At 49.5% G+C, this 26,735-nt stretch carries 24 protein-coding genes; 1 reads left to right on the plus strand and 23 read right to left on the minus strand.

What is annotated here, in order from left to right:
* Position 1: 1 nt before the first annotated feature.
* The 23 genes from galU to GGC63_RS20300 all read right to left on the minus strand — a co-directional run bounded on the left by galU (position 2) and on the right by GGC63_RS20300 (position 25,549).
* Entirely contained in the window at positions 2–877 is an 876-nt protein-coding gene (gene galU, locus GGC63_RS20190) for a UTP--glucose-1-phosphate uridylyltransferase GalU (protein WP_192703832.1), read from the minus strand.
* Positions 878–895: 18 nt separating this feature from the next.
* Positions 896–2,728, minus strand: coding sequence for a polysaccharide biosynthesis protein (locus GGC63_RS20195; protein WP_192703833.1), 1,833 nt, complete (start codon positions 2,726–2,728; stop codon positions 896–898).
* A gap of 460 nt (positions 2,729–3,188) precedes the next feature.
* The gene (locus tag GGC63_RS20200; RefSeq protein WP_192703834.1) at positions 3,189–4,748 is read right to left on the minus strand and encodes a lipopolysaccharide biosynthesis protein; all 1,560 of its coding nucleotides are present in this window, start codon (positions 4,746–4,748) and stop codon (positions 3,189–3,191) included.
* 27 nt (positions 4,749–4,775) lie between these two features.
* Positions 4,776–5,297, minus strand: a complete 522-nt coding sequence (locus GGC63_RS20205) for an acyltransferase (RefSeq protein ID WP_225948355.1) — start codon at positions 5,295–5,297, stop codon at positions 4,776–4,778.
* Positions 5,298–5,346: 49 nt separating this feature from the next.
* Complete coding sequence (locus GGC63_RS20210) at positions 5,347–5,907, minus strand: acyltransferase (protein ID WP_079912114.1); 561 nt, start codon at positions 5,905–5,907, stop codon at positions 5,347–5,349.
* A 4-nt stretch (positions 5,908–5,911) separates the two neighbouring features.
* Positions 5,912–7,099 carry a glycoside hydrolase family 88 protein gene (locus tag GGC63_RS20215; protein ID WP_192703835.1) on the minus strand — a complete coding sequence of 396 codons (1,188 nt, stop codon included), beginning with the start codon at positions 7,097–7,099 and terminating at the stop codon, positions 5,912–5,914.
* 18 nt (positions 7,100–7,117) lie between these two features.
* Positions 7,118–8,299 (minus strand): glycosyltransferase, encoded by a 1,182-nt coding sequence (locus GGC63_RS20220; protein ID WP_192703836.1) that lies wholly within the window; start codon positions 8,297–8,299, stop codon positions 7,118–7,120.
* 17 nt (positions 8,300–8,316) lie between these two features.
* Positions 8,317–9,507: a glycosyltransferase gene (locus GGC63_RS20225; protein ID WP_192703837.1), complete on the minus strand. Its 1,191-nt coding sequence runs from the start codon at positions 9,505–9,507 to the stop codon at positions 8,317–8,319.
* Positions 9,508–9,523: 16 nt separating this feature from the next.
* Positions 9,524–10,684 (minus strand): polysaccharide pyruvyl transferase family protein, encoded by a 1,161-nt coding sequence (locus GGC63_RS20230; RefSeq protein WP_192703838.1) that lies wholly within the window; start codon positions 10,682–10,684, stop codon positions 9,524–9,526.
* A 37-nt stretch (positions 10,685–10,721) separates the two neighbouring features.
* A complete protein-coding gene (locus GGC63_RS20235; protein WP_192703839.1) occupies positions 10,722–11,756 on the minus strand; it encodes a glycosyltransferase in 1,035 nt (344 codons plus the stop codon).
* A gap of 47 nt (positions 11,757–11,803) precedes the next feature.
* Positions 11,804–12,997 carry a glycosyltransferase gene (locus GGC63_RS20240; RefSeq protein WP_192703840.1) on the minus strand — a complete coding sequence of 398 codons (1,194 nt, stop codon included), beginning with the start codon at positions 12,995–12,997 and terminating at the stop codon, positions 11,804–11,806.
* Positions 12,998–13,006: 9 nt separating this feature from the next.
* A complete protein-coding gene (locus GGC63_RS20245) occupies positions 13,007–13,756 on the minus strand; it encodes a glycosyltransferase family 32 protein (RefSeq protein ID WP_412973878.1) in 750 nt (249 codons plus the stop codon).
* Between the two features lie 154 nt (positions 13,757–13,910).
* Positions 13,911–15,725 carry an ABC transporter ATP-binding protein gene (locus GGC63_RS20250; RefSeq protein WP_192703841.1) on the minus strand — a complete coding sequence of 605 codons (1,815 nt, stop codon included), beginning with the start codon at positions 15,723–15,725 and terminating at the stop codon, positions 13,911–13,913.
* Positions 15,726–15,736: 11 nt separating this feature from the next.
* The gene (locus tag GGC63_RS20255) at positions 15,737–16,927 is read right to left on the minus strand and encodes a nucleotidyltransferase family protein (RefSeq protein WP_192703842.1); all 1,191 of its coding nucleotides are present in this window, start codon (positions 16,925–16,927) and stop codon (positions 15,737–15,739) included.
* Between the two features lie 12 nt (positions 16,928–16,939).
* Positions 16,940–17,404: a lasso peptide biosynthesis B2 protein gene (locus GGC63_RS20260; protein ID WP_412973879.1), complete on the minus strand. Its 465-nt coding sequence runs from the start codon at positions 17,402–17,404 to the stop codon at positions 16,940–16,942.
* Entirely contained in the window at positions 17,395–17,691 is a 297-nt protein-coding gene (locus GGC63_RS20265; RefSeq protein ID WP_192703843.1) for a lasso peptide biosynthesis PqqD family chaperone, read from the minus strand. Before GGC63_RS20265 ends, GGC63_RS20260 begins: the two co-directional genes overlap by 10 nt.
* Positions 17,692–17,696: 5 nt before the next feature.
* The gene (locus GGC63_RS20270) at positions 17,697–18,629 is read right to left on the minus strand and encodes an aldolase (RefSeq protein WP_192703844.1); all 933 of its coding nucleotides are present in this window, start codon (positions 18,627–18,629) and stop codon (positions 17,697–17,699) included.
* 113 nt (positions 18,630–18,742) lie between these two features.
* Positions 18,743–18,898 (minus strand): paeninodin family lasso peptide, encoded by a 156-nt coding sequence (locus GGC63_RS20275; protein WP_144027929.1) that lies wholly within the window; start codon positions 18,896–18,898, stop codon positions 18,743–18,745.
* Between the two features lie 15 nt (positions 18,899–18,913).
* Positions 18,914–20,854 carry a lasso peptide isopeptide bond-forming cyclase gene (locus tag GGC63_RS20280; RefSeq protein ID WP_192703845.1) on the minus strand — a complete coding sequence of 647 codons (1,941 nt, stop codon included), beginning with the start codon at positions 20,852–20,854 and terminating at the stop codon, positions 18,914–18,916.
* A 195-nt stretch (positions 20,855–21,049) separates the two neighbouring features.
* Positions 21,050–22,759, minus strand: coding sequence for a hypothetical protein (locus GGC63_RS20285; protein WP_192703846.1), 1,710 nt, complete (start codon positions 22,757–22,759; stop codon positions 21,050–21,052).
* A gap of 26 nt (positions 22,760–22,785) precedes the next feature.
* A complete protein-coding gene (locus tag GGC63_RS20290; protein WP_192703847.1) occupies positions 22,786–24,066 on the minus strand; it encodes an efflux RND transporter periplasmic adaptor subunit in 1,281 nt (426 codons plus the stop codon).
* 66 nt (positions 24,067–24,132) lie between these two features.
* Positions 24,133–24,807, minus strand: coding sequence for a CpsD/CapB family tyrosine-protein kinase (locus GGC63_RS20295; protein WP_192703848.1), 675 nt, complete (start codon positions 24,805–24,807; stop codon positions 24,133–24,135).
* Complete coding sequence (locus tag GGC63_RS20300; RefSeq protein WP_179136097.1) at positions 24,788–25,549, minus strand: YveK family protein; 762 nt, start codon at positions 25,547–25,549, stop codon at positions 24,788–24,790. Before GGC63_RS20300 ends, GGC63_RS20295 begins: the two co-directional genes overlap by 20 nt.
* A 319-nt stretch (positions 25,550–25,868) precedes the next feature.
* Here GGC63_RS20300 and GGC63_RS20305 point away from each other — a divergent pair, with 319 nt between their 5' ends.
* Positions 25,869–26,723 (plus strand): fibronectin type III domain-containing protein, encoded by an 855-nt coding sequence (locus GGC63_RS20305; protein WP_192703849.1) that lies wholly within the window; start codon positions 25,869–25,871, stop codon positions 26,721–26,723.
* The last annotated feature ends 12 nt before the right edge of the window (positions 26,724–26,735 follow it).

Consider the following 26,735-nt stretch of genomic DNA (forward strand, 5'->3'; position numbering starts at 1 on the left):
CCTATTTAATCAGCTCTTTCTCCAGCACGCGGGACAAATAGTTCAGCAGATCATAGCGCAAATCATCCCGCTGGAGAGCAAATTCAATGGTCGTTTGGATAAAGCCCATTTTTTCCCCTACATCATGCCTTGTTCCGTGGAACTCGTAGGCATAAACCGCCTCCTGCCGGTTCAGCTCCGCAATGCCGTCTGTAAGCTGAATCTCCGATCCGGCTCCCGGTTCCTGGCTGCTTAGAATCTCGAAGATGCGCGGGCTTAATATATACCGCCCCATAATGGCCAGGTTCGACGGTGCGAATTCCTTCTTCGGCTTCTCGACCAGATGCTTCACTTTATAAAAGCGTTCATCCATCTGATTGCCGTCAACAATGCCGTAACGGGATACCTCGTCATCGGATACATGCTTGACCCCTATGATCGAGGCCCGGTAATGATCGTAGAGCTCCATCATTTGCTTCAGGCAAGGCTTATCCGCACGGACAATATCGTCCCCGAGCAGAACCGCGAACGGTTCGTCGCCAACAAACTTGCGGGCGCACCATATCGCATGCCCCAAGCCTTTCGGCTCCTTCTGCCGAATGTAGTGGATGTCGACGTTCGCCGACTTCTGCACTTCGTTCAGCAGGTCGAACTTTTGCTTCTCCAGCAGGTTCTGCTCCAGCTCGAAGGAGCTGTCGAAATGATCCTCAATCGCCCGTTTGCCTTTGCCGGTTACGATAATGATGTCCTCTATGCCGGACTCTATAGCTTCTTCCACAATGTATTGAATCGTCGGTTTATCCACTATGGGCAGCATTTCCTTGGGCATCGCCTTGGTTGCCGGGAGAAACCGGGTGCCGAGGCCGGCCGCCGGAATAATCGCTTTTCTTACCTTCATCCGTTTATCCGCTCCTTCTTAGCCTATCGAAATTAATTTCTTGGTAGGTGCCGGCATCACTCTGCCGTTAGCCAGATTCAGCAGCTGCTCCCGGAGCGCAGTTCCCTCCAGCGTCGTATAGCTTGCAATGACCTTCCGTATTTCTTCTATGTACAAATCCGATGTTTTGCCGATATAAATTTTGGGGTAGACCTGCCGCTCCTCGACCTCGTTAGCCTGCAGCAGCTCCTCGAATAGCTTCTCGCCGGGTCTTATTCCTGTAAAGACGATTTCGATGTCGTCGGTGGAATGACCTGAGAGCTTGATCAAATTTCTCGCCAGGTCGACGATCTTAACCGGCTCTCCCATATCGAGAACGAAGATTTCGCCTCCCTTGGCCAACGCCCCCGCTTGAATAACAAGACGTGAAGCCTCCGGTATGGTCATAAAGTATCGGATCATATCAGGGTGGGTTACCGATACCGGCCCGCCCTTTTCAATCTGCTGCTTAAACCGCGGAATGACGCTGCCACGGCTGCCCAGCACATTGCCGAACCGAACGGCGACGAACTTGGTCTCGCTGCTCATATCCATGTGCTGGATGATCATTTCCGCCAGCCGCTTCGTAGCTCCCATGACGCTGGTAGGATTCACGGCCTTATCCGTTGAAATCATGACAAACGTACCGACACCGAATTTGCTGGCCGCTTTGGCCACGTTCAAGGTCCCGATGACGTTGTTTTTGACCGCTTCCTCCGGATTCCGTTCCATTAACGGCACATGTTTATGGGCGGCGGCATGATAGACCACCTGGGGTCGGTATTTGTTCATAATGCTCATCATTTTGACGGCATCCTGAATATCCGCTATTTCCGTCACGAACTTAATGTCCGTGTTGCCGCACAGATCGCGAAGCTCCATCTCGATCGAGTAAATACTGTTCTCTCCATGGCCCAGAAGAATCAATTGGCTTGGATGAAAGCGGGTGATTTGACGGCAAATTTCCGATCCGATCGAACCTCCCGCTCCGGTGACCAGCACTCTCTTTTGGGTAATGTATCCCGAGATGCTGTCGATATCGAGCTCAATCGGTTCTCTGCCGAGCAGATCCTCGACCTGAACATCGCGGAACTGGCTCACCGATAACTTACCGGTTACGATATCTTCAAGCATCGGCAGGATTTGCGTCTTGGCCGACGTCTTCGCACATTCCCTGAAGATGTTGTTAAGCCCCTTTTTGCCAAGGGAAGGGATGGCGATGACAATGTTGTCGATATGAAGCTCTTCCACCGCTTTTTCGATTTGGTCGATGCCTCCGACAACGGGAATGCCCAGAATGTCCAAATGCTGAAGGTTCGGATTGTCGTCGATGAAGGCTACCGGCAAAAGCTCCACGTCGTGATTTTTAATCAGCTGTCTGACAACCATCATGCCTGCCGACCCGGCTCCGATGATGAGCGTACGCTTCTTGTTCACATCGTTTTTAATATAAATGCCCCGGATCAGCCGCCAGCAAAAACGCGAGCCTCCGATTAATAAGATGTGAACCATCCACGTGACCGCAAGCAGCCGGACATAAATATCCTGCACGATCATCTCCTGGATGAAGGCTGTGGTAATAATCGATAATGTCACCGCCTTGACGATACATACCAATTCCCCGACGCTCGCATACTCCCAGGCTTTTTTATACATTTTATAAATCATGGAAAACACATGATGACTGAGCAGAAGTGTGATAGAACTGACGACCAGCGGAAGCGTAACGACATGAAGATCGGCTTCCAGCAAAAAACGACTGAAGAATATAGCCGTCAATACGATGGCCGAATCAACCATAATTAATAACGACAGCCTTTGATGGTATGACAACAACTTCACCCTCCCAATAAAGTACTTAAGTATAAGGTCCTTGAAGAAAGACCTTATATTTAAACCCTCTAATGTCGGACTGGAACGTGCGCCGCGTTCGATATCATCGAGGGATTCCGTCCCGCAAAGAGATTGTTCTTTATAAAGAACATAACTTCAAAAAAAAAGAATTTCTCATGAAATATGACACTGCTAAGTCTTCATGCTGCATATTTTGTCGAAATGATTATAGTTCTTATGAAGCAGGTAAAAAGGAGGAGAATTTTATGAATTACAATCATTTCGTTCTTGAACAAGAATAATTTTGTTTGTAAATTCTTTATAAAGAACAATCGAGGCAAAAAAAAGGAGCGAACTTTTTCCACTAAGTTAGTGCTCAGTACCTTCATTCTAGTTCTTTATAAAGAATTTGTCAATACAATTTGCGCCATTTTCCCCAATCTGTCACAGGCATCTTTCGCTAGCTTTCGGAAGGCAGACTCGGGCTTGGAGTACGCTTGACCTTCCCCAGAACCTTGCCTAGCAGCTGCCGGACAATACCCAGTACGTATTTCATTTCCTCCGTTTTGTAAAAGAGCGCAGCGTACACCATATTGGGCACGATCATGCAAATGATCATCTTGATGATCAGCATCCCTGCCGTATCCGCAGCGAACCAATGGCATAACCAGCTCGTAAGCAGGCAGGTCCCCAGCGCTATGGCAGCATAATAAGCGTAAGTAGCGTAGTAGTGGGTTAAAGGCCTTTGAAACACCTTCTTATAAACAAAATACGGCGTCGTCCAGAATGGTACGAGCAGTGCGCTGATTAACGCTCCGATGAATACTCCGGACAATCCGATGGCTTGAACCAGCCATATAGAGATGCCCAAATTGATCGCTGCCTGGCATAGGGGAGCATAGCGGTCCTCGTGGAAAATTCCGGCTGTTGTTTTTACCGTGCTGATCGAGTTTCTCATGCCTCTTTCGTAAAAGGTCACCATGAGTACAATTAGGACCATTTTCTCCATAATAAACTGCTTGCCAATCCACAAGGTTATGAACGGCTCAATAATGACGTACATGAAGATGGCGCAAAATGAATACAGCCAGAAATTCATCAGCATGGTGACTTTATATACGCTGTAGATCTTTTCCTTGCTTTCCTTGGCCACCAGATTGCCGACACTATGATAGATATTGTTGAATACCTGGTTAATGAACGTGCGGCATATTTCTATCAGCATATTATAGTTAGAGTACAGCCCTACAGCGGCAATGCTGACAAAGGTCGAGATCATAATATTGCTTGTTCCGAAAATGAAATAGGTCCCTACGTTTTGGAGTATGATGGCCTTCACATTCTTGATAATACCGCTCTTCGTGGCGGCATCCAGCTTGGCTGTCACCTTTTCCTTCAGGAAAGGATACATCCGGTTAACGATCACGAACAGGAGCAGTGAATTGATGAGTATGATCAGGCAATCAATAATAAGGTAATAAACGTAATTTTGCGTCCAATACAGAATTCCGATTTTGAGTAAGGTGGATGCGATGGACAGACCCGAGAATATGGCCGTTGTAATGTAACTTTTTTGGTACACGTTTAATAAATTGGTTTTGTAGGAGAAGAAGTACGGTATGACAGTGTTGGCCAGGAACAAAAGGTAAATGATCTGTATATTTTGAAGGCTGTGGTCTTTAATGAAATAAGGCAGAAACGGCATGATGGCGAGACCAAGCAGCAGAACAACGAAGGCTATTATGGTATATGCCCTTTTGTATAATTTCATGAGCACATTAATTTTCTCATAATCGTTTTCCGCGACAGGCTTGTAAAGACTGTAAATGATGCTCGACCCTATCCCTGCCTCAGCCAGGGAAAGCATGGCCAGCACATTCGTAAACAAGCCGTTCAGCCCTAAATATTCAACGCCGAGAGTTTGGATAAATACGGTTCTTGAGAAGAAGCTCAAGAACGTAATGATGAGCTGATTTCCTATGCCGACCGATATATTAATGATAGAATTATTCACTCTCATAAGGATCTCCGCATTCCTGACTCTAATTTATTCATCATAGCCGAAGTCATGGTCAAGCTCTCTTTTGATTTGCTCAATCTGTTCCTGGGTCTTATACGGCCAATACGTGTCATATACCGGCTTAACCTTCAGCAGCTCCCTGTGCTTTTCCAAATAATCGGAGGTTTTGCCGATAACCCTTGCCGGATTGCCCGCTACAATGCTGTTGTCCGGTATGGATTTGGTTACGATAGAGCCCGCCGCCACGATAACATCATTGCCAATGGTAACGTTGCACAGAATGACACTGTTATACCCGATAAAGACCCTGTCTCCGATCTTGACCTTGCCTATCTTGGATTTCCCGAAATAATATTTGGTGCTGGCATCATGGGCCAGAATGGTGCTGTTGGTTATCGTTACATCGTCGCCGATCTCAACAAGCCAGCAATGGCCGTAATCGATAACGCTGTTAAAAAAATTAAAATTTTTCCCGTAGGTTAAACCTCTCTCCTTCAGCCGCTGCAGCTCTGTCTTGGGATTCAGCTTATTTTGTATCCTCGCTTTCAACGAAGATAGGATCCTTGCAATCATTGGGCCACCCGCTTACTCTAATAATTTATACGACAAACCCGATCTCCTGAATAAGCTCCTCGTACATCTTGAGCCTATCCTCCGGGGATATGTTCCCGCCTAGCGTGAAGCGTTCCCCATAGGTTTTCCTGCTCTTCATCAGCGCGTTTGTCTTCTCGATATATTCCTCCACGGTCAATAGGACCTTCGCCGGATTGCCCGCGACGACAACCCCCTCGGGCACCGACTTGGTCACGATGCTGCCGGCGGCTACGATGGAATTTTTGCCGACGGTCACACCGGGCATAATCAAGGCTCTGGCGCCTATGAACACATTGTCCTCAATGGTGACGCTGCCCACCTTCGTATATTGGCTGAGCTGCTTGGTGCTGGCGTCGTGGGCGAGCAAATAGGCTTGCGGCGCTATCGTGACATTGTTGCCGATCTTGATCAGCCAGCAGTGGGAATAATCGAAGACGACCCCGGGCTGAATGGAACAGTTATCGCCTATTCTTAAGCCCATCTTGATATAGTCCTCGAGCCACAGCTCCTCCAATATATATTTCCTCGCCCTGGCTCTAATGAAATGAATGCATTTTTTGATCATTGGCTCACCCGACCCTGGAATAAGAATGGGAATTCATCATTCGGATACAAAAGCCCTGCGTGAACGGAAGCACGTTAAACAGCATCGAGTACACTCCGATATCCTTGGTGTCCCCTTGGGAGAAATCGACCGCTCCGTTCCTGCGGGTAGCCTGCATTAAATAACGAACGGCCTTATCGGCGCTATCCTTGCACAACTCGGAAATCTCTTCAATTTGCGAAGCCTGCAGCATAAACCAGCCCAACGTGGCTGTGGTGGATGAATCGGGCCTGCATTCCCTGCGGGTAACCGTCCAGCTCCAGTTGCCGGAAGACTGCTGAAACGAGCTGGCCGCTCTCGCAAACCGTTTCACGCTATCCTCCAGCACGGATTTATAGGGGTGCCCCTCCGGAAGCTCCGTCCATGCATCGATAAGCCCGATGGCAAACCATCCCAAGCCTCTTCCCCAGCCATACAGCCCGAGCGGAACTTTATTCTCCACTTGATACGCATGACTTGGAATATAATGGGGATCCAGCATGCCGTTCTCTTCATAGGCCTGAATCTGCCTGACTGCCAAATCTACGCATTCCTGCTTTCCGTACCGGACCCCGTATGCAACGAGGAAGGGACAAATGAATCCGATCGTATCCACATACCGGTAATTTTGCATAAACTTCCGGTAAGCTACTGTTCCATCCTGCCCTATGTGATCCTGAATCATTTCCCAAACGGCATCGAACGCGGCTTTGTAACGGTCTGTATCCATACCGTCAAGCTTCATGACCGCATAAGCTAATATGGCGGCATCCACCTGCTTGGGCTGCTCCACCCATTGCCCCCGGCTGTCAAACTTGGAATTCAGAAACTTCGTCATTTCCTGTCTGACCTGAAGGTCGTCGTTACGCTTCAAATACTCGGCCAAGCCCATAACCAGCGCGGCTTCCTGCCAATGCTGGATCGCGCTCTTCGTGTAATTTCCTCTCAGCATATCAATCGCAACGAATCTCGTATTATCCGTCACCTTGATTTTTGGGGTATGGTTCAGCCAGCGGGTTCCTATCGTTGTTATAGACTTGTTCCATAGCTGCTTATCCTGGTAACGCCCGATATGAATCCGGCTAAGCCAATCCCGGCATATAGGAATCACGTCTATCAAAATGACGATCGCTATGAGACCTAACAACAGTACGCCTATCGTTTGAAACAGCATGAAATCGGTCCTTTCCTGTTACGCGAATAATTCATATAATTTACGAATTTCTGCTTCGGTACCGAGCTTCTCCTTCGACAGGTTCAGCGACAATCGGCTTCTTAGAACCTCATCGTCGATTAGGGTCCGGATGGCGGCAGCGATGGAGGAAGGGGTCATCTCGGCGATCAACCCGTTTTCCTTGTGGCGAATCTGATCCTTGGCCGTGCTGAAGTTGGTAACCACGATAGGCTTATTCAATATTTTCGCTTCATCCACCGCAATGGACTTCCCTTCGAACCGGGACGGCTGCACATAAATATCCGCTTCTTTGATGAACGGATACGGGTTCTCCTGCAATCCCATCAGGACAAACACCTCCTGCAGGCCATTAGCCGCAATCATCTGCTCCAATCTGCCCCGCTCCTCACCCTCGCCGATGAGATACCATTTGACCGGATAGCCGCCCTGCACCAGCTCTTTGCACGCCTCAACGGCCATCTCAAAGCCCTTCTGATGATTCAGCCTCCCTACGGAAACCAGCTTGATATGCTGTTCGCTCCAGCCGGACGGCTTCAAGGAGAGCTTATGGATTGCGGATGGAGATACGATATTATGCACCACATGGATCTTGCGCTCATACAGCGGAAATCGCTGCTTCAACACCCTGCCGCACTCATCGGAGACCGTAACCAGATGATCCAGCTTCTCAAAGTACGCCGCATCCAGATCGGGATCCATCCCCAGCTTGTCGTAATCGTTATGGATGAATCCGATTTTTTTATGGGCCCTGACTTTATCTATGCAAAAATAAATCGGGTTTTTCTCCAGATACCCTACGGCAATATCATAGGTCTGATCTATACTCGTCAACGACTTCGATATATATTTCCACACTCTCTGCTCACATCGAACCCTGTTCTTTTCACTTTTGAAAATCATGCCGGCGAGCCCTCTCCACAGGGCGATATGCCATTGCCCCTTCTGCATGCAATCCATGATCGCAGCTCTAACCGACATATCGAAATATTGAAATTGCGGCGGCTCCTCCAGCAGCCGGACGGCTTGCGGGATTTGGCTCATGAACAATCCGTCGTGCTGAAACAGAAATAAATCGACTTCATAGGCTGAATAATCTATCGTTTCCAATAACGAGATCAATGCCTTTTCGGCCCCGCCGCACCGCATATTGTTCATGACAAACAAAACCTTTTTCTTCAAAGCAACGACCACCCGCGTTATAAAATTTCGTACAGCTTCCGAATTTCGCCTTCCGTACCCAGCTTCTCGGAGGCCAGATTTCCGGCCAGCCTCTGCTGCAAAGCCTTATCCTCCAGTAATCGCTCGATCCCTGCGCCGATCGCCTCCGCCGACATATCTACGATAAAGCCGTTGACTCCATGCCGGATTTGATCCTTCGCGGTTTCAAAGCTTGTTACCACGATAGGCTTATGAAGAATTTTGGCCTCGTCGATCGCTATCGATTTGCCCTCATAGCGTGAAGGCTGAACATAGAGGTCCGCCTTATTCATATAGGGATACGGATTTTCCTTAACGCCCAGCAGCTGGAAATGGGAGCCTAACTGGTGCTTCTCAATCAAAGCCTTCAAGCTTTCCCTGTCCTGCCCGTCCCCCAGCACGTACCACCGGATCAGGTGCCCTTTGTCTACCAACAGCCTGCAAGCCTCGATGGCCATATCGATTCCTTTTTCATGGCTCAGCCTCGCCAGCGTCACGATATTCGTATAGCCGGGGTCGAATACGGTGCCTTCCTCGATCTCCTTTTGGGCTAACTGATGGATCGTTTTGGGCGATACAATGTTATAGATTACCTTGATTTTTTGATCCAGATGGCGGAAATAATCGTGCAGCGATCGGGCGCATTCCTCGGACACCGTAACCAGATGGTCCAATTGGTCGAAGTAGGGATGATCATAATGATGGCTCATGCCCGAATTCGCATAGTTCGTATGGATCCAGCCGATTTTTTTGACGGCCTTAACCTTGTCGACTACAAAGTAGATGGAGGACTTCTCCAGGTAGCCTATGGCTGCATCGTATACCTTATCCAGGGTGTCGAGCGCTTTTCTGTGATACTTCCAGGTATACTGCTCGGAATAGGCGTTGTTTTTGATCGCGCGATTCATCACAGTGAACATCAATCTGGAATAGGCCAAGGTCACCTGACCTTTAGCCAGAAATTCCCGGACTGATTTCTTCAAGCCCTTGGTATAGATGTTGTAGGTATACGGGAAGCTCACAATATTGACTTCTCTCGGCAATAAGTTCATGAATACTCCGGTTTGACTGAACAGAAACAGGTCTACATTATAGGACTTGTAGTCAATTTGGGATAACAGATTCACCAGACTTTTCTCACCGCCGCCGGCTGTCAGGCTTGGCATCACAAAAAGCAAGTTTTTTTTCATCCTGCCGCCCTCTTTTTTATTGAACTAGCTTATCCAGATACTCGACGGCCTTATAGGACATGTCCTTAATGCGGGGGATCGAAGCCTGAAGCTGCCGCTTAATCGGCTCCTCCTCCTTGACCATCTCATCGAACTTGGCCTTCAGCATAAAGCTGTTCGAAATTTGATCAATGCTCAGCACCAGCTTCTCCTCTCCGAAGATATCCTTCGAGATGCCTTTGGACTTGACGCTGTACCCGAGCACCATCGTTGGAACATAATTGGAGTAAGCCGCAATAGTGGCATGAGTTCTTGCCCCGATAAAAAATCTCATTCTGGCTATGTAGCCCTTATATTGGATTGCCGTCAGATTACTTGGCAGCAGGAGCACCCGTCCGGTGCTCTTGAATTCTTCCTCATACTGCTGAAGAACCTCGTAATCATTGTTTCCGCCTTCCATAACATGGGGAGTCAACGCAATCGTCATGTCGGTCGTATCCAGAATATGCCGGATAAGCTCTCTGACGGCCGTCCGGGACTCCTTATTTTTCTTCCATACCAGCGGACTGAAGTTCAGCCCTACCGTGTTGCCCTCCTGCCATCCGGCCGGCAGCTCCAGCTCTTCCTTCTCCATAGTAAATGCGGCATCGGCGCACAGCTTGACATTGGTCAGCCCTCGGGATACAAGCATGTCGTAAGTCAAGGTTTCGCGGGCCAGAATCAGATCGAACAGCCGAAGATCCTGCAGCTTTCTATCGGACATATCCTCTTCGCCTATGGAGCAGCCCCATAGTACAAGCTTCTTGCCGTTAGCCTTGACCCTCCGGTTAATTTCGTACCACCCCGGCTGCTCGCCGTAACAGTAGTTATCCCCGCCGATGGATAAGCAGACATCCATATAAGGAATATGCTTCACAATATTCCGGTGAATTTTACCCAGTGCATAGGTTTCATCCTTAAAGAGCTTCATCCTGGCTGCCGAGAGGAACCAGTCGTAGGAATACCTTTTGATTCCGCGGGCGGACCCGTCGTAAATGCCGTCCAGCTTCGAAATGATCTTATCGGTCTCCGGCTTCCCGGATGCTAGATATACTTTGGCTCCCTGGATTTTTTCCTTAATGATCTGGGTGGACGAGCGTACTATCGCCTCACATCCTCTGTTTAGACTCCCGTCATGCGCAAACATCATAATTTTCATTGTCCTGGCTCCTCCTATAGTTCCTGGCGGTGTCCCGCTAAGCTTTGTTCCTTAACCGGCTGTATGTGGCGGCGGCAAATAATCCGAGCGTGAACCTTTTGTTGATCATATCGGCAATAAATTTCTCATAGGTTCCCAACGACGGGTACATCTCGCTATAAAAATAGGGCAAGGCTTCCCTCACGTACGGGTCATTGATCATGTTCCTTACGTACTTGAACCGTTCCCCAAGGCTAATCTCTGTGGAGGCTTTAAAGTACACGTAAATATAGGACATGACGCTGTTGATAAGCTTGACGGATCTCAGCTGCTGAATCCTCATCTTATCCATCGTTGTCAAATACATATCCGGAATGTCGAGGGTGTACACCTCCAGCGCCCGCTTGAAATAGTCTTTCTCCAAGATGTTCCGCGTAGCGCTGCCTATGACCTCGCGATAATGGTAGCCGGTGTAATCGATATAACGAATGCGATCCGCATGCCTGAAAAATTGCATATTAAACAGTCCGTCTTCCCCAAGCGCCACCTTATCGGGAAATTTCACCTGATAGTCCCGGATCTGCTTATGCTTATACAATTTGCTGCAGACCGTGTTCAATTGATCCGATTTGAGAAAATAAGTTAAAACCTCTTGCTCGATATAATCCTTTTTCAAAACGGTACCGTGCGGAAACGGATAGGTTGTAATTACTTTATGGCCTTCAATCTCGCTTTCAAAATTGGAGATCACCACGTCATAATCGCCCTGCACGGCCGTGCTGTAGAGCACCTCGTACATATCCTTATCCACGTAATCGTCCGCGTCGACAAAGCCTACGAAGGCACCGGCCGCTGCCTGAAGCCCTGCATTCCTCGCTGCGCTTACTCCCTGATTCGTCTGTTGGATCAGCTTGATTCTGGAGTCCTTCTTCCGGTATTCCTCAATGACCTGCCCGCTTTGGTCCTTGGAGCCGTCATTGACGAAGATGAATTCACATTCCTGAAGCGTCTGATTCAGCAAGGATTCGATGCAAGAAGCCACATACTTCTCCGCGTTATACACCGGCACAATCACGCTTACCTTGATACTCATGTCCCCAATCACTCCGCCACTGAGAATCTCTCTACATCCTGCATTTCCTATACAATCAGCCTGTACAGCTTATTCAGCTCATCTGCATTGCCATAATCCCTGCTCCTGGTGTTGGCCGCTAGCCGCTCTCTCAGCTCCTGCTTCTTATACAGCCTCTCAATCCCCTCGGCAATGCCTTCCACATTCAAATCGCATATCATGCCGTCGATTCCGTCCTGAACCTGGCTCTTGGCCGTAGGATAGTTGGTGATCAAGATCGGCTTGCCCAGTATTTGGGCCTCCGTTACCGTGACGGCTTTCCCTTCATACCGGGACGGCTGCACATAGAGGTCGGCCGCCTGCATATACGGATAAGGATTCGTCTTCTTGCCTAACAAAACAAACCGGTTCTCGAGCCCGCATTCGGCAATCAGCTGATGGATCATAGCCTCATCGCCGCCGTAACCGACAACATACCAGGCGATATCCTCATAGCCTCTATCCTTAAGAAGCTTCAGGGCTCTAACGGCATTATCGATTCCTTTGGCATGAGACAACCGGGCTACGGAAATAATCGTAAATCGGCTGTCGTTCTTGATCGGATCCGCCGTGTCCTGATTAGCCATCGTTCTTATGAATTCCGGAGACGTAATGTTCTCGATAACAACGACCTTGGATTCTAACGAGGGATATTTCCCAAGAAATGACGTCCTGCAGGCATCCGATACGGCGATAATGCGGTCAAACCGGTTCCACATCCTTAGATCCAGCGATATGTCTGTATCGACATTGGAATAGTCGGTATGAATCCAGGCTATTTTGGCTCGGGCTTCGATTTTGTCCGCAACGAAATAATGAGGCCATAAGTAGCTTATAGCCACATCATAGGTTTTCTCCACCTTTGGTAAAAAAGGCAGCGCATACTTCCACATCAGCTGCATCTGGAAATAACCAGGTTCCGAGATTTTGCGCATTTTTCCCAGCAGCTCCGCATTGACCTTCGATGCGATTCTCGACAATCCGATCCGGTAATACCGTTCCTTTAACGTTTCGGCGATCGACTTGCGGAACGTCGTGTACTCCGGAACCTCTTCCAGCAGCCGTGCCTTTGGGGACAACAAGCTCATAAAATCCCCCTTGTGCCGGTAGAGCATCAGATCCACGGCATACCGTTCGTAATCGAAATGCTCCAGCATACTGGCCAGGCTTCGCTCCACTCCCCCGACCTCCATGTCGTAGGAAGCAATTAATAGGCTTTTCATCTATACCTCCTAAGTTCTCGAAACCAGCTTTCTCAGTCTTGCGATATTGTCCCCGCCAATCCATTGAGCTGCTATCGTTTTCACTTTGCTCTTCAGCCTTGCTTTGGGAGAGAGCCAGCTTTTATGGAAATGGTGCATGGCGTAGGTATGCTCCGTCATGAACTTCCGGCAATTGATATAATCGTAGGGAGAAAAATACGTCTGCGGATAGAAGACACCTATGCCCTCCAATTCCTGATACTGGCCGTCTTGCTGCAGCCCAAGCTCCACCAGCATTCGGGTCACGATGGCCACATTGGTCAGATCGTCGAAGGTTCCGTCCTCTCTGACGAAGCTCTTGCTCTCGTAAGATTCCAGAAACCGCTGAATCAGCTTATTGCCTTTGGCTGCGCCGATCGTGCTTGTCGCTATGTAATTCTCCTGCTCGAAGCCCCAGAAAGAGGCATGATGCAGCAGGTCATCAAAGGATTTGAAGACCTCGACGTCCGTATCCATATAGATACCGCCATAGTGATACAAAGCATGGACCCGGACATAGTCGCTGACAAAAGCGAATTTTCCCGCTTCATAGGCTTGTCGAATATAGGTGTTGCTCTTAATGTCGAAGCTGTCTTCATTCCATTCAAAGATTTCGTATCCCTGCAGATGCAGCTCCCAGCTTTGAATACAGCGTTTTACGATATCGGGCTTCTCTTTGCCCCCAAACCAGCAGTAATGAATGACTCTGGGAATTTGGCGGACTTGGTGGTTCACATTCACTTCGTGTGCCCCCTTATGTCAGATGAATAATTCTCTATAAAGAACGTCAAAACAAAAAAATGAAGGTGTCACCACCGATTTAAATCCCGTACAGTACTGATACTGCTTCTTCTTTCATGGTAATTCTTTATAACGAACATGTCAATACAAAATTTTACTTTTGAGAGATCATTGTCGAATCCTGGAGCTGGTTTCCAAGCAAATGAGCGAATACTCTCCCTCTTTCCTTGGCCAGCTGTTGAAAGCCTCCCCGTTGTACGATGGCGCCTTCATCCAATACAAGGACCTGATCCGCATTGCGAATGGTTGACAGCCGGTGGGCAATCACGATAATCGTCATCGTCCCCTTCAGACTCTCCAGGGCCTCCTGGATCTTGCCCTCATTCTCCGAATCCAGGGCGCTTGTCGCCTCATCCAATACGAGGATAGACGGCCGTCTCAGAATCGCTCTGGCCAATACGAGACGCTGGCGTTCTCCGCCCGATAACCGGACTCCCCTGTCACCGATAAGCGTATCCAAACCATGAGGCAGCCGGTTCACGAATTCCCCTGCGGCAAATTGAAGTGCCTCCCGCATCTCTTCCTCCGTCGAATCCGGATTCATCAGCAGCAGATTCTCTCTGATCGTTCCGTTAAAGAGGAAAGGGTCCTGCGGGACATAGCTGATCGACTTTCTCAGGCTCAGCAGATTATCCTTCGTTAGCGGTACGCCGTCGACCAGCACTTCGCCCTGTTCCGGAATCAACAGCCCCATCACGATATCGATCAGGGTGCTCTTCCCGGCGCCGGATCGGCCTATGATCGCCGTCATCTGGTTTGAGGCAATACGCAGATTAATATTGCGGAGCGCGTAGCCCGTTCCATTCTGATTGTACCTGAAGTGAATATCACGGCATTCGATGCCTTCCTGAACGCGAAGCGGCTTCACCTGGGTATAATCCTGCGTGTCTATGCTGACTTCCCTGCTTTCTCTGCATTCCTTTTGCAGCTCCGTTAAAGAAGTAAACGCAGGAATGGCCGCAGCAATCTGCTCCAGGTTCGATTGGATGCCGGTGAACCTCGGCCATAATCTGGAGAAGATCATGATGATCAGCAGCAGCTGCTCCCCTTGGGTCTGAAACAAAATAGCAGCCCCATAAATAAAAGCGGCGATAATCAGGGTAGAAGCCACCTTGTAAAACAGCTGCGATTTGGAGCCGAGCTTGGCGTGCTCGTATCTCTCCCGGGTGACAGCCTCACTCCAGTTCTGAAGCCAGCGGTAACGCGCAGGCTCGAGCATGTTGCTCTTGATGTCCTTGATGCCGTTAAAATGATCGGTCATTCCTCCTATGTAATTCCGGGCCACGTCAGAAGTCTGGGTTCCCAGCATTCGCGATCTCCGGATAAAGGAACGGGAGAACAGCGCCATCATGCCGCCGCAGGCCAAAACAAACAGCGTCATTTTTACGGACAGCCACAGCGCAATGCCGATCTGAATCACGGTAAAGATGATGGATGCCATCAGCTGCAAAAAGACGTAAGTTCCATTCGTCACCCGGCCCAGCTCATTCGTCATCGCGTTGATCAGATCCGACTTTCTTTTTCTCATAAAAAAGCTCCAGTTAGCTTGCAGCAAAGCCTGGTACGTCTCCATCCTCAGATGGTTGACAAAGCCGGTATGGATTCGGGTATCCCGAAGACTGAGATTCCGCTGTATGACGGCCTGACCGATAACCAGCAAAAGGTAGGCTCCCAGGATAACTCCTAGAGCAACCGGTTGAGATAGCTCCTTTAGAGCATCCAGATATCCCAATCCAGGAATGGCGCTGACCTGCAGATTCAGGATGCCGCTTACACTGAGCAAAGGAATCAACAGAAAAATGCCCAGACCGTCCAATAGGCTGATACAGGTCATTCCCAGCAAATTCAAATACAAAATGCTGCCGGCATAGGAATGTAGTTTACGGGTGTAATACAGAACATGCTCCATTCCGTTCCTCCTCATGAAAAGGCTAGCCTTTTGGTTTTTCTCCATACCCATAAGAAGGGACGCAGAGGGAAATAAAGAAAATGCAGTGACTTAGGCAGCGTCAAGGTGTTGGCGTCCTCAGGATACGGATAAAAGAAGGTCAGGATAAAGAGCACCTTGCGCGTACTGGACATCAAGGAGAACAAATGCCTCCTGTGGTATTCCGATACCTCGAGGGGCAGCGGCTCCGAATGTAAATTGACCATCTGCCGGATATAGAACAATGCATCCTGCGCCAACGCTTCGGCGCGCTTCGCCTGCGTCAATGCTCTCAATTCATCCGATAAAGGGGTGTTCAGCAGCTGTGACGTCAACAGCAAGGCTTGCGCACCGATATGCAGATGCCCGTATTGCTGCAGCAGCCGCCGAAGCTTCGGCACATCCAGGTTCTGTGCTGCCATGCGGTCGATATCCATCAGCCAGCGCAGCCGGGACCATCCGTGCCTCGCCCCGTGGGACACCAGAAATAAAAATAAATCCTCTCTCCCCAAATAATAGACAGGATGCCGGGTAACAGCGCTTATCCTTCTTCTCTTCCACAAAGCATCAAAGCCGGGCTCTTTGCCGGGACCCGGGCCCAGCCTCCAATGTACCTCCACCTTAATTCCTTTGTGGCGGTGAAAGAAGGTGACATGGTGATGTCTCCACTTCCAGTCATTCAGCACGGTTTGAATATATTCGTCCTTCACATAGCCGTGTCCGGCCAGCAGCTTCTCCGCCAGCTCCAGCTTGTCAATGGGGACGAGGATGTCCAGGTCGCCCGAGGTCCTTAATGAAATATCTCCATACAGATCCACCGCAAGCACCGGCCCCTTCAGGACGAGGGCTCGTATTTGAGCATCGGAGAACAGCTTGCATACCGCATCCATTTCCGCGCTTAAATGAAGCATTTGAAACGTGTTCTGCTTATAATCGTTTTTTAAAGCCTGAAGCACCGAAGGAGGAACCGTTTCCTGTGTATCCTTGAGCTTCCTATATAATGCGGGGAATACCCGATGATGGACCGCAAGCTCCAGGAAAGCATTCCAATCGATAGGATCAAGCTCCCCGCTGCTGCCAGAGCACACGCTGCCGCATTTTCCTTCTTCCGACTTTAGCAGAGAAAGCAAAAGCACCAGTTCCTTGGGAAATTGCGAAAGGTCCAAAGACAACCCAGCTTCCATTTCTACTCACCTTCAATTTCCTTTATGACTAATCCGTTTGGCGAACATGCCGATGACCTGGAACCGGGCCATCTCCTCCGCCCCTGTAATATAGAACGGGCCGCTGCGCAGCCAGGCGTGCGCAATCATTTTGCGCTGCTCGTCTCTTGCCGTCCCCAGGTAGAGCGTGCTTTCGATCCCGCGTCTTTCGAGCATTTTTAGCGCTGCAATGGCTCTGACCAGACATTTGCTTTCCCAGAACGTATGCCTGCTCATCACGCGAATGATACTGTTCACCTTGATCAACTCATCAACATCGCTGTCTGTTTCAAGATGTGTCGTTTCCTCCATGGAGGCTCCCAGCGAAGGCGCCACCCTTGCGAAGGGCATCGCCACAAGCACCCGGGCCCAGCCCAAATAGAACAAGGCTTCGGTTGCCAGCAGCATCGTGGCCAGGTCCAGCCGGAGAAATTTTCTGACGTTACCTGCTAAGCCCACTGAATTAGCCCTTCCTCCAGCAAATGCTCCAAAAAGGCTACGACCTGCTGCTCGCACTCGCTTTGATCAACCTCATACTGCGACATCAGCTCGGCGACAATTTGTTCTCCGGATGCGGCGGCTACCGTGCCCAAATAGCTCCAGATTTCACCCCCGACTTCCCCCAAGTTGTAATACTTGCTGTTCGTTATGCTGAGCATCACCTTCTCGCCGCCCATATCGCTAACAATGTTGCCTTTAACTTGGGTAAAGTAATCCTGTAAGCCTACTTTATGATTTTGGACCATCTCGCTTAATCCTCCCTGGACAAAGTATCTAATATCAGGTTTGCTAATTGCGGAGCCGTGAACCGGGTTTCCGGCCTTCTCAACTGGTACATGGAAAGGTGATTGGCTATCGCGGACGTCGTTTGGAAATGCCACTCCATCAGTCCCAAGCGGGGGATGAGAAAAGGACGAAACGTATGGCAGAATAAGGTCTGCAGCTTATCCAGCTTCCCTATGGGGGCCAAGTGCAGCTCATTCTCCGTTTTGACCAGCTCAATCACTCCAGCAAGCGGCAGGGGTGACGTGACATAATGAGAAGCGACAGGAACGCAAAATTTGGTTTCCCGCCCATAGATGGATCTGTATTCTCCTGCTGCCATCCCCAGGTGATTCAAGCTATCCTGCCACAGCTTCTGCTGGGGGTAGGACGGGGTCACTACGGGCTGCTTATCCTCCCCGGACAACGTGACGGCTATCAAATCATCACTGACCAGCGAATACCCTTGGCTTAGGAAGGTAGAGGCTAACGTCGACTTGCCTGCTCCCGATTCTCCGACAATGGCATATACCTTTCCGTTAATCGCAACGGCACTGCCATGGAGCGGAAGTATGCCTCTTTGCATCAACAAAGCACCCATACAGGTTCCAAGAATATACAGGCGAATTAAATCCTCGTCAGCTCCGATAACCGGAGAAACCGTGATAAGACGTCCATCCCGTATGGAATAATAAGCAGTATCCGGCACATAAAAGAATACTTCTCCCTCTTCAACCACATGCATGAAAGGAGACTCATGCAGCTTGTCGGCAAGCTTCCCTTTACCGCCCTTGCGAATCTCAATATCAGCTTCCGAGCCATCGATCCTTCGAGTCTCACACGGTAATTCCGGTAGCGGAATTTCGCTTGCAATGCGGAATCCGAAAGCTTCATAGATGACCTCGTGTTTCGTCTGTAACATACCTTCCACTCCATTTGCTGCCGTTTTTGCATTAAAAGCCTTTATACGTTGATCTGTATAAAGGCTTTTAACATATGTAATGCCGAAAATGTTAAAACATACTTGAATGCCTATTAGCTGTTGAAACGTTTCCAGGTGCTAGGATTGTTCGGATCAACAGGTTTTCCTGGTACATAAGCTTCGTCAGTGAAATCACCATAGACCGTGGAGGCCATAGTTTGGTTCACGTCAAGCACTTCAAGCACAGGCTTTTGCCATGTTTTTTTCATCTTTCTCACCTCCTCTCAAGTCCATTGTTTAAGAAACCGGTACACAATCAGCCCGCGCATCAAAAACTTCAGCTCGGCATTCGTGGCGTCTTCAGGACGCAAACCGGCTTTCACCTTGTCTATGCCCTTCCTGATCAAAGAGCCGTTCAGAAGCTCCGATATCGCGCTATCCCTGCTCATTTCGTCCAGCTCCCTGATGAGTGAGGAATGATGCGGAAGGATGCGATGGACCCAATCCGCTCCTTGGACTCCCCGCAGGGTCTGGTTCAGCCTTACGTTATCCGGCAGCAAGTTCTTCGTCGCTCTTCGGATCAGCGCTCTGTCCAGGCCGTTCTGCACGTACTGGCCTTCCGGGAGAGAGAGGCAGAATTGAATGACCCGAAGATCATTGGTAGGGTCCCTCTTCCATACCGAGTATCGCAGTGACAGCTTGGTAGCCAGCGTATTGCTTGCATTCCAGTGGAACAGCTCCTCAAAGTGGCTTTTCCTTTGTTCGAATATATTAGGGGAGGCAAACCATCCGGATTGGTCCATGCCATGCTGCTTCAGCTTGTTGAACACGTCGGTTTTGCGGGCAAAGTCCGGATTGATCAGCATGGGGTAGTTGTAAGACTCGGCCGTTGGAAATAAACGGTCCATGATAGGAAAAGCAGTCCGGGCCACGGCAGGCAGCCTGCGCAGGCGGGCCCCTCCAACATTTTTGCTGTAAAGGTGCAGCTCTTGAGCCAGCCGGATCCATTGCAGTCGTTTCAGCAAGACCCCGTAATAATCCATCGCCGATCCCCAGGAAATGCTCAAATTGCCTCTGCCGCCGTTTAGCAGCACTCCCACATTCTGTTCCTGCGCCTTCTCGAACATCCCCTTCAACCAGAAGGAATTCTCAAAAAATTTGTACGGCATTTCCATCGAGCCCAGGAAGCTGTCGATTTCCGTATAAGGATCGCTTCCGTCAAAATCGTGGTACGCAGCGTTAATCCCTCCGACATGCTGCACGATGGATTGGATGAAGGGCCGTTCATCCGTCAAAATATAATCCGGCGTGAAATCCTCGAAACTCCCCGGAGGAATGTAGCTGAAGGTATGCAGCGGTTTGCCGCTCTTACGCAGCTCCTGAACGGCGAAGCCGGCAATGGACCCCGAATCCAGGCCCCCGCTTAACTGAGCCCCAACCTGCCGGTTCGTGCGCAGTCTGGATGCGACGGCCTCCCGGAAAACCTCTTGAAAGGCCTCTACATAGTCGTCATCGGACTTCAGCTTTAAGCGCTCTTTCACGGATAAAGTACAGTATCGCTTCAGCGTCACTTGATTCCCTTCGATGGAGATGCTGTGGGCAGGCGGCACTTGGGCGATATCCTTGTAAACCGTAGATGAAGCATCTACCACATCGGCCATCCCTATGATGGCCAGGTATTCGGCTAACCACTGCTCATTGAGTGTCTTCCTGGTGTATGGCAAGGATAAGAGGGGTTGGATAAGCGTACAGAAAGCAAAGCGCAGATGATCCTGGTAGTAATACAATGTCCGCCCGCCGGAGAAGTCTCTCGCCCCGAACAGCCGCTGCTTTCCCGCATCCCAGATCATGAAGGCAAAATCACCCGCCAAATACTGCGGCGCCTCTTCTGCCCATTTGGCATAAGCAAGCAGGATCAATTCGCTGTCCGTTATCTCGGCTCTCCTGCCGTGATCAATCTGCAATGCGTTGAATAGCGCGAGACGGTTGTCGATGATGGCATCAGCAGTTATGACCAGCTGCCGCTCCGAATCATAATAGGGCAGCCGCTCCCGAAGGGATTCCGGCGTAATATGCTGCGCATGGCATCCGAGAAATATGTGCCCGCTTGACCAGGTATGGACAGCGTCCGAAGGAAAGTGCTGAAGTCCGGACATCAATGTCCGCCCATCTTCCGCAGGTACCGGTGCTTGCTCGAACTGATAAATTCCTGTTATGGCACTCATGCTTTCCTCTTTCCTCCGTAACGCTTTGTGATAATAAACTTTCTCGTTCTCAATAACGAATCACATTTGCTAAAGAAAGTGACTCCACAAGAAAATGCGGAATGTATGCTGCTTTTGTTATCTATAACGATCAGTTTTTGTTCTTTATTAAGAACAATCTCAGAATAGCATCTTGCGATTATTGTGTCAACAGTTTTATTGCAGCGTTGCAATTAATCGTTCCGCTTGGCCATACGGCGTATCGACGGTCTCATAAATACGAAGGGAATTGGAAAATTCGTAAAGAACCGAATCCATGTTCATCGTTTGCGTTCCTGTCCCCACATGATTTTCCCCGTTAAATGAAAGCGTCTTGGAGCCAATCACCTTCCCTTTGTCATCGACAAGCTCAACCTTCATTTTCGGGAAGCTTTGATCGACCACAACCTGCTCCTGAAGATTGACCTCCATATCGATGCTCAGCTTATAGGAATACGGGAAGCTTTCCCGGGCAGCGCCATAGAACACCTCGGCCTTCCAGCTGTTAATCTTTATTTGGAACGGATAGAACGAGAGAGAGGCATCCTCCGACTTTTCCGGCTTCACCATGGTCTTGAAGGTTGCAATCGGAATGCTGTACGGGGCCACGGTTTCACTGTCCAAAATCTCCATGACAAGCTGATCGCCCTTCTCAGTGCTTGGCAGCACAAAAGAATAGTACATGACATAGCTGACATTCGGAGTCAGAGTCTCCACCACGGCATTCTGGCGGGTACCCGTATACTTCGTTCCATCGACTCCCATCAGCTGAGCCTGGAACTTAGGGACAGGCATAGGCCGGTCACTGCGATTGGTCAGCTTGAATTTGGCCACCGCCGCTTTAAAGCCCCCTCCGACGCTTTCATTCATTTGGAGGGATACCATGGAAACCGAAATTTCAGGCTGAATGACGCGATTCAGCGGATCAAACTCAATCGGACTGTTCCATACATAAATCTTGGGCTGATCCCCCGCGTTGGCTTCAGCTTCATTCGGCAAAGAGAGATCGAACTGGCCTATGGCGTATTCGATTTTGGTTTTGTCATCGGTGGCAAAGCTTTCCGGCGTCAACACTGTCAATCCGGACAGCTCATCCTTCTTCCCGGCGGGAATAGCGTAGTGGATATACTGCTGCTCCCCGGGACCGAGCATGATCGGATCTTTCTCCAGCCTTACACCGGCGAACACCTTCTTATCGGATTTTCCGTTAATGCGAAAGTCCGGTATCGCTTTTTTCTTATCGCTATGGTTCGTCGCCAGCAGCCCGAGGATCGTTCTAGGCCCTTGAGGTGTATTTTGCTCGCTCAGGTTAACCGGCTTATACTCCAGCGAGGTAGATAGAACCGGGATCGTAAAGCTTTCCCCCCAAGGCCGCTTGGCGAGCGAGTCTGAGAAGACGGCAGTGTCCCCTCTCCATTCTATAGAAGAGATAGGGATAGACACGATCGTTTGCTCCGATCTTGGGGACACGAACTCATCTACGTCAACCCAAGAAATCTCGGCCAGCGAGAATGCATCCTCACGGTCAATAACGATCATATAGCTGAGTTCTACCGTTTCCTTCGGCTGAATGGCAATCACATTATCGGCACTGGGACGCAGCGTATAGAGCACTCCGTCCTCCGTTTTGACTCTGACATCATAATCAGGCACACGGGTTAATCGGTTCCCGTCATTCGTCAGGCGGACAACCGCCCCGATTCGGGTCCCTTCCGCCACCTGCTCATTAAGAATACTTTTCACAGCTGCCTTGACTGATGAATTAAGCGAATATTCCTTCGTTATCGGCAGCCCCTCTTCCGCTATGGCCAAATACGATGCGGAGGGAAGGAGCAAGGAGAATAGGGTAATGACCATTAGTAACGTCTGTTTCCATTTTGTTCTCAATACGGTTCACTCCAATTGTATTTTTGCTATTCTGCGACGGTATACTGCACCCGTTCCTTATCCTTTAGTTGGCCCGGGTTAGTTACTACGATCAGCTCCCCTTCCTTCACGCCGGAGAGAATCTCCTGAGTCGTGTCGTTGAGCCGGCCCAGCTGAACCGGGCGCTTCTCGACAATATCACCGGATAGGACATAAACGTAAGAATCTTGCCCCTCCTTAATTACGCTATACGTGGGAACACCCAGGACGATTTGATCCTTCTCATCCGTCAGCTGAAGCCATACCTTCATCCCCGGCTTTAGAGCCATGTCTTTATTAGGGACATCCAGATTGATCTCATAGGCCTTGGTCTCCGGACTTGCTACCTTGGACAGGAAGCTGATCTTGGCCTTGGATTTCGGCGCTTCTCCCTGCAAGTAGTAGGCCATCTCCGTCTTGCCGTCGGCATATTTCCACTCTGCTTCCGACAGCTGCGCTTTAAGCTTGATTGGGTCCAGCTTCTGAACCAGCCCCAGCTTGGTTCCGGCCGAAATACTCATGCCCACCTCAAAAGGAAGCTCGGTTAATATGCCGCTGACCGGGGATTTCACTTCCAGATAAGTCAGCGACTGCTCGACCTGCAGCTGCGCCATTTGCGCGTTTTTCAGCTGTGTCTCCAGCTCCGAGGTTGCATCGACAGGCTCCAACCGGGCAAGCTTTTCCTTAAGCATCTCCAGATCGGTCCGGCTGTTTCTCAGCTGAACCTCCATCTGATAAACCTGCGTTTTGTTCGCCAGCCCGACCTCGTAGTCATTTTTTGTCTTATTATAATTGCGGGTCAAATCATTCAGCGCCTGCTCTTGCTTCTTGATGGAGTCGTTAAGCTCCCGCTTCTGATTCTCCATCTCTTTTCTTGCTCTCTCCTTCGCCTTGGCGATCGCGTCCTGGATCGTCTGAACGGCGAAGGCCGCCTTCTCTTTCTCGAACTTGGCTTCGGTGGAGTTCAAGCGGACGATGACATCGCCCTCCTGAACGACGTCGCCGCGGGCTTTTAAAATAGCCTCAATATCTCCTGCCGCTTTGGCGGTAATGTCGAATTGGACAGAGGACTGCACATCGGCGGCATGAACCATCGGCTCGCCGATTTTTTGCTTGGTGACCTTGGATACCTTAACGCTCTTCAGCCCCTGCGCCTGAACGGCAGCGGCATTTCCATCCGAGCTTATCGGTATCGTCTCCGAGCAGCCCGCAATAATGACAAAGCTCAACGCCAAAATGCAGATCGTTCTTACGTTTCGGCGATGCGGTCCTAACCGTTTTCTTCTCATCGGCGTTCTTACCCTCTCTTCTCGGAACAATGATCTATCTATCGGCACTTCTTTGTTTGAATTCCATTAATATAGAAGCAGCTCAGAGTTCTTGGGATGAATTTTATTGAAAACAACCCCCAACAGCCGCGCCTTGGCAAGCTCAAGCTCCTCCTTCACCTTCTTGGCCGCTTGTTTTTTTAGCTTGCCGTGTTCAGCCACCAGAAGCACGCCGTCACACTGGGCAGCCACAATTTTGGCATCGGTTAACGACAATACGGAGGAGCTGTCGATGAAAATCATATCGAACCGGCACTTCATCTCTTCAAGAAGCTGCTTCATGGCTTGGGAGGCCAGCAGCTCCGCAGGATAATTGGGAATGGACCCGGAAGGAATGACAGAGAGATTGCGGATGGAGGTTTCCATAATGTAATCATCTATGGCATGGATCTCCGGATTCATCAGATAGCCGCTCAAGCCTTTGCTGTTGTCTCCGCCAAATAGGCGGTGAAGCGAAGGATTGCGCAAATCCCCATCTATGAGCAGCACTTTTTTTTCAATCTTGGCATAAGCGATGGCTGCATTGACGGCTGTCGTCGTCTTCCCTTCTCCTCTTCCTGCCGAGGTCATTGATACTGTTTGTATCCCTCGATCCATAACGAATGCTTCCATATTAAATCTTAGGGCGCGATAGGATTCCGAAGCCAGGGAGGCAGGGTTGTTCTCCATAATCAGTTCCGGTTTAGCGGATGGTATTGACATGCTGCATCTCTCCTACTTTCCTTCTTGTCTTTCTTCCCGAGCTGGTCTGTACGTCCGCTCCCTTCATTACGGGGACGAACGCCAAGGTGGATGCTGCAAGCAGCTGGCGTACATCTTCTTCTGTTTTGACCGTATCGTCCATTGCATCCAGCAACAGCGCAATACCGATAGCCACAACGAGTGAAGCGGCAAAGCTCAGTACGATATATTGATTCGACTTTTTATTCACGGGAACCGGGTAGTCCTGCATCTTGGCTCTATTCAAAATCGTAATGTTATCGACCTTCATAATCTTGGGGATTTCCGATTGAAACACCTCGGAGACTGCGTTGACTATTTTGACGGCTTTCTCATAGGAGGCATTGGTTGTAACGATGGTCATGACCTGCGTGTCGTGCAAGCCGGCCACATTGGTCATGGCAATGAGCTGTTCGGCAGTGAGGTTCAGATCGGGATAACGTTGAACGACCTTATCCATGATGGCGGGGGTTTTGATGATTTCCTTATATGTATTGATCAGTCCGATATTCACGCCGATCGCCCCAAAGTCTATCTGCTCTCTTCCCATTTGATCCTTTTCGCTGGTCTTGTTAACTATCAGCTTGGTGGAAGCCGTATACATCGGCTGATAATTCAGGTTGCTATAGACGGCCGTGAGTGCGGTACACAGAAGTACAAATAGGGCAATCATCCAGATCCGCCTCTTTATGATCAGAAAATACTCTCTTAAATTGATTTCCATAATTCTCCCCCAGCGAAAAATAGTTGCTTGCCATGGCACCCTAAGTTCCAATGATACTCTTTGTATCATTGCCTATAGTCAATACTTTATGACACTTTTTGTATCGTGTCAACTGCGTATTTTCAGCCATTCGCTCCGTTTTGTATCAAATTTCACAGAATCTAAATAAAAATTTCTTTACATCTTTCGTCAGGCAGACAGGAACCCAGCTTGCACCACTTTTGTTCTCTTTAGAATACGCTCTGAGGCTCTATTCACAATTCACCATTCGAACTATGAAAACATAGTATAAATAAAAGATTATAAAGGGGTGAGTATAGTGGCAGATTCAGACAGCAATCTTAAGGATACGATTGTTTATTATGATGACTGGTCCAGTCTGGAACCCGTCCGTGTCATTAATACAGTGCCTCCGGATAATGTATCGAACTTGACAGCCTCTGACGTACAAGCCATGCAAACGACACTATCGTGGACTGCAAGTTCCTCGGATCATATAACCGAATATAGAGTATACAACGGATCGGACTACGTGGGGAGTACAACATCAACCACCTATAGTGTGACCGGATTGGAGCAGCAAACCTCTTACACTTTTACAGTGAAAGCGGTAAACCGTGAAGGGCTGATAAGCAGCGGCAGCAGCATAACCGTAACGACCCCCGTTCTGACCTTCGCTCTGGCCATGAATGGGACAACGGATTATGTCCAGACCCCAACCCTTTCATTTGACACGGTCATTATGGATATTTTGGCAGAACCAAAAAGCATGGGGTTTAGCTCCTATCTCGACGCGACCCGAGGAATTCCGCAATCCGCCTTTGGAAGGAACAGCGCAGGGATCGATTACCTGCAAGCGGCCTGGAAATCGGTCTATGTCAATGGCGAGGATAAAACCGCTTCTGCCAACAAAGCCGCCATCGTTCCTTCCCAACAACGAATTACCGTGAAGCTCGTGCTTAAATCCCCCGGCAAGTCGATTTTGGTCATTTTCGCCAACCAGCTTGGGAGCATTCCTATGAAAGGAATCCTATACAGCGTTAAGATCATGTCCGGCAATATCGTAACCGCTTTATATGATTTTACGGAGCCTTTCACAGGAACCGCAGTTCCTGACAAGAGCGGGAACAATCAGACGGCCCGATTGCAAGGGGGTACTTGGATCAACGGATAATGTCAGCTGTTG

Source organism: Paenibacillus sp. OAS669 (assembly GCF_014873645.1).
Taxonomy (GTDB): domain Bacteria; phylum Bacillota; class Bacilli; order Paenibacillales; family NBRC-103111; genus Paenibacillus_S; species Paenibacillus_S vulneris.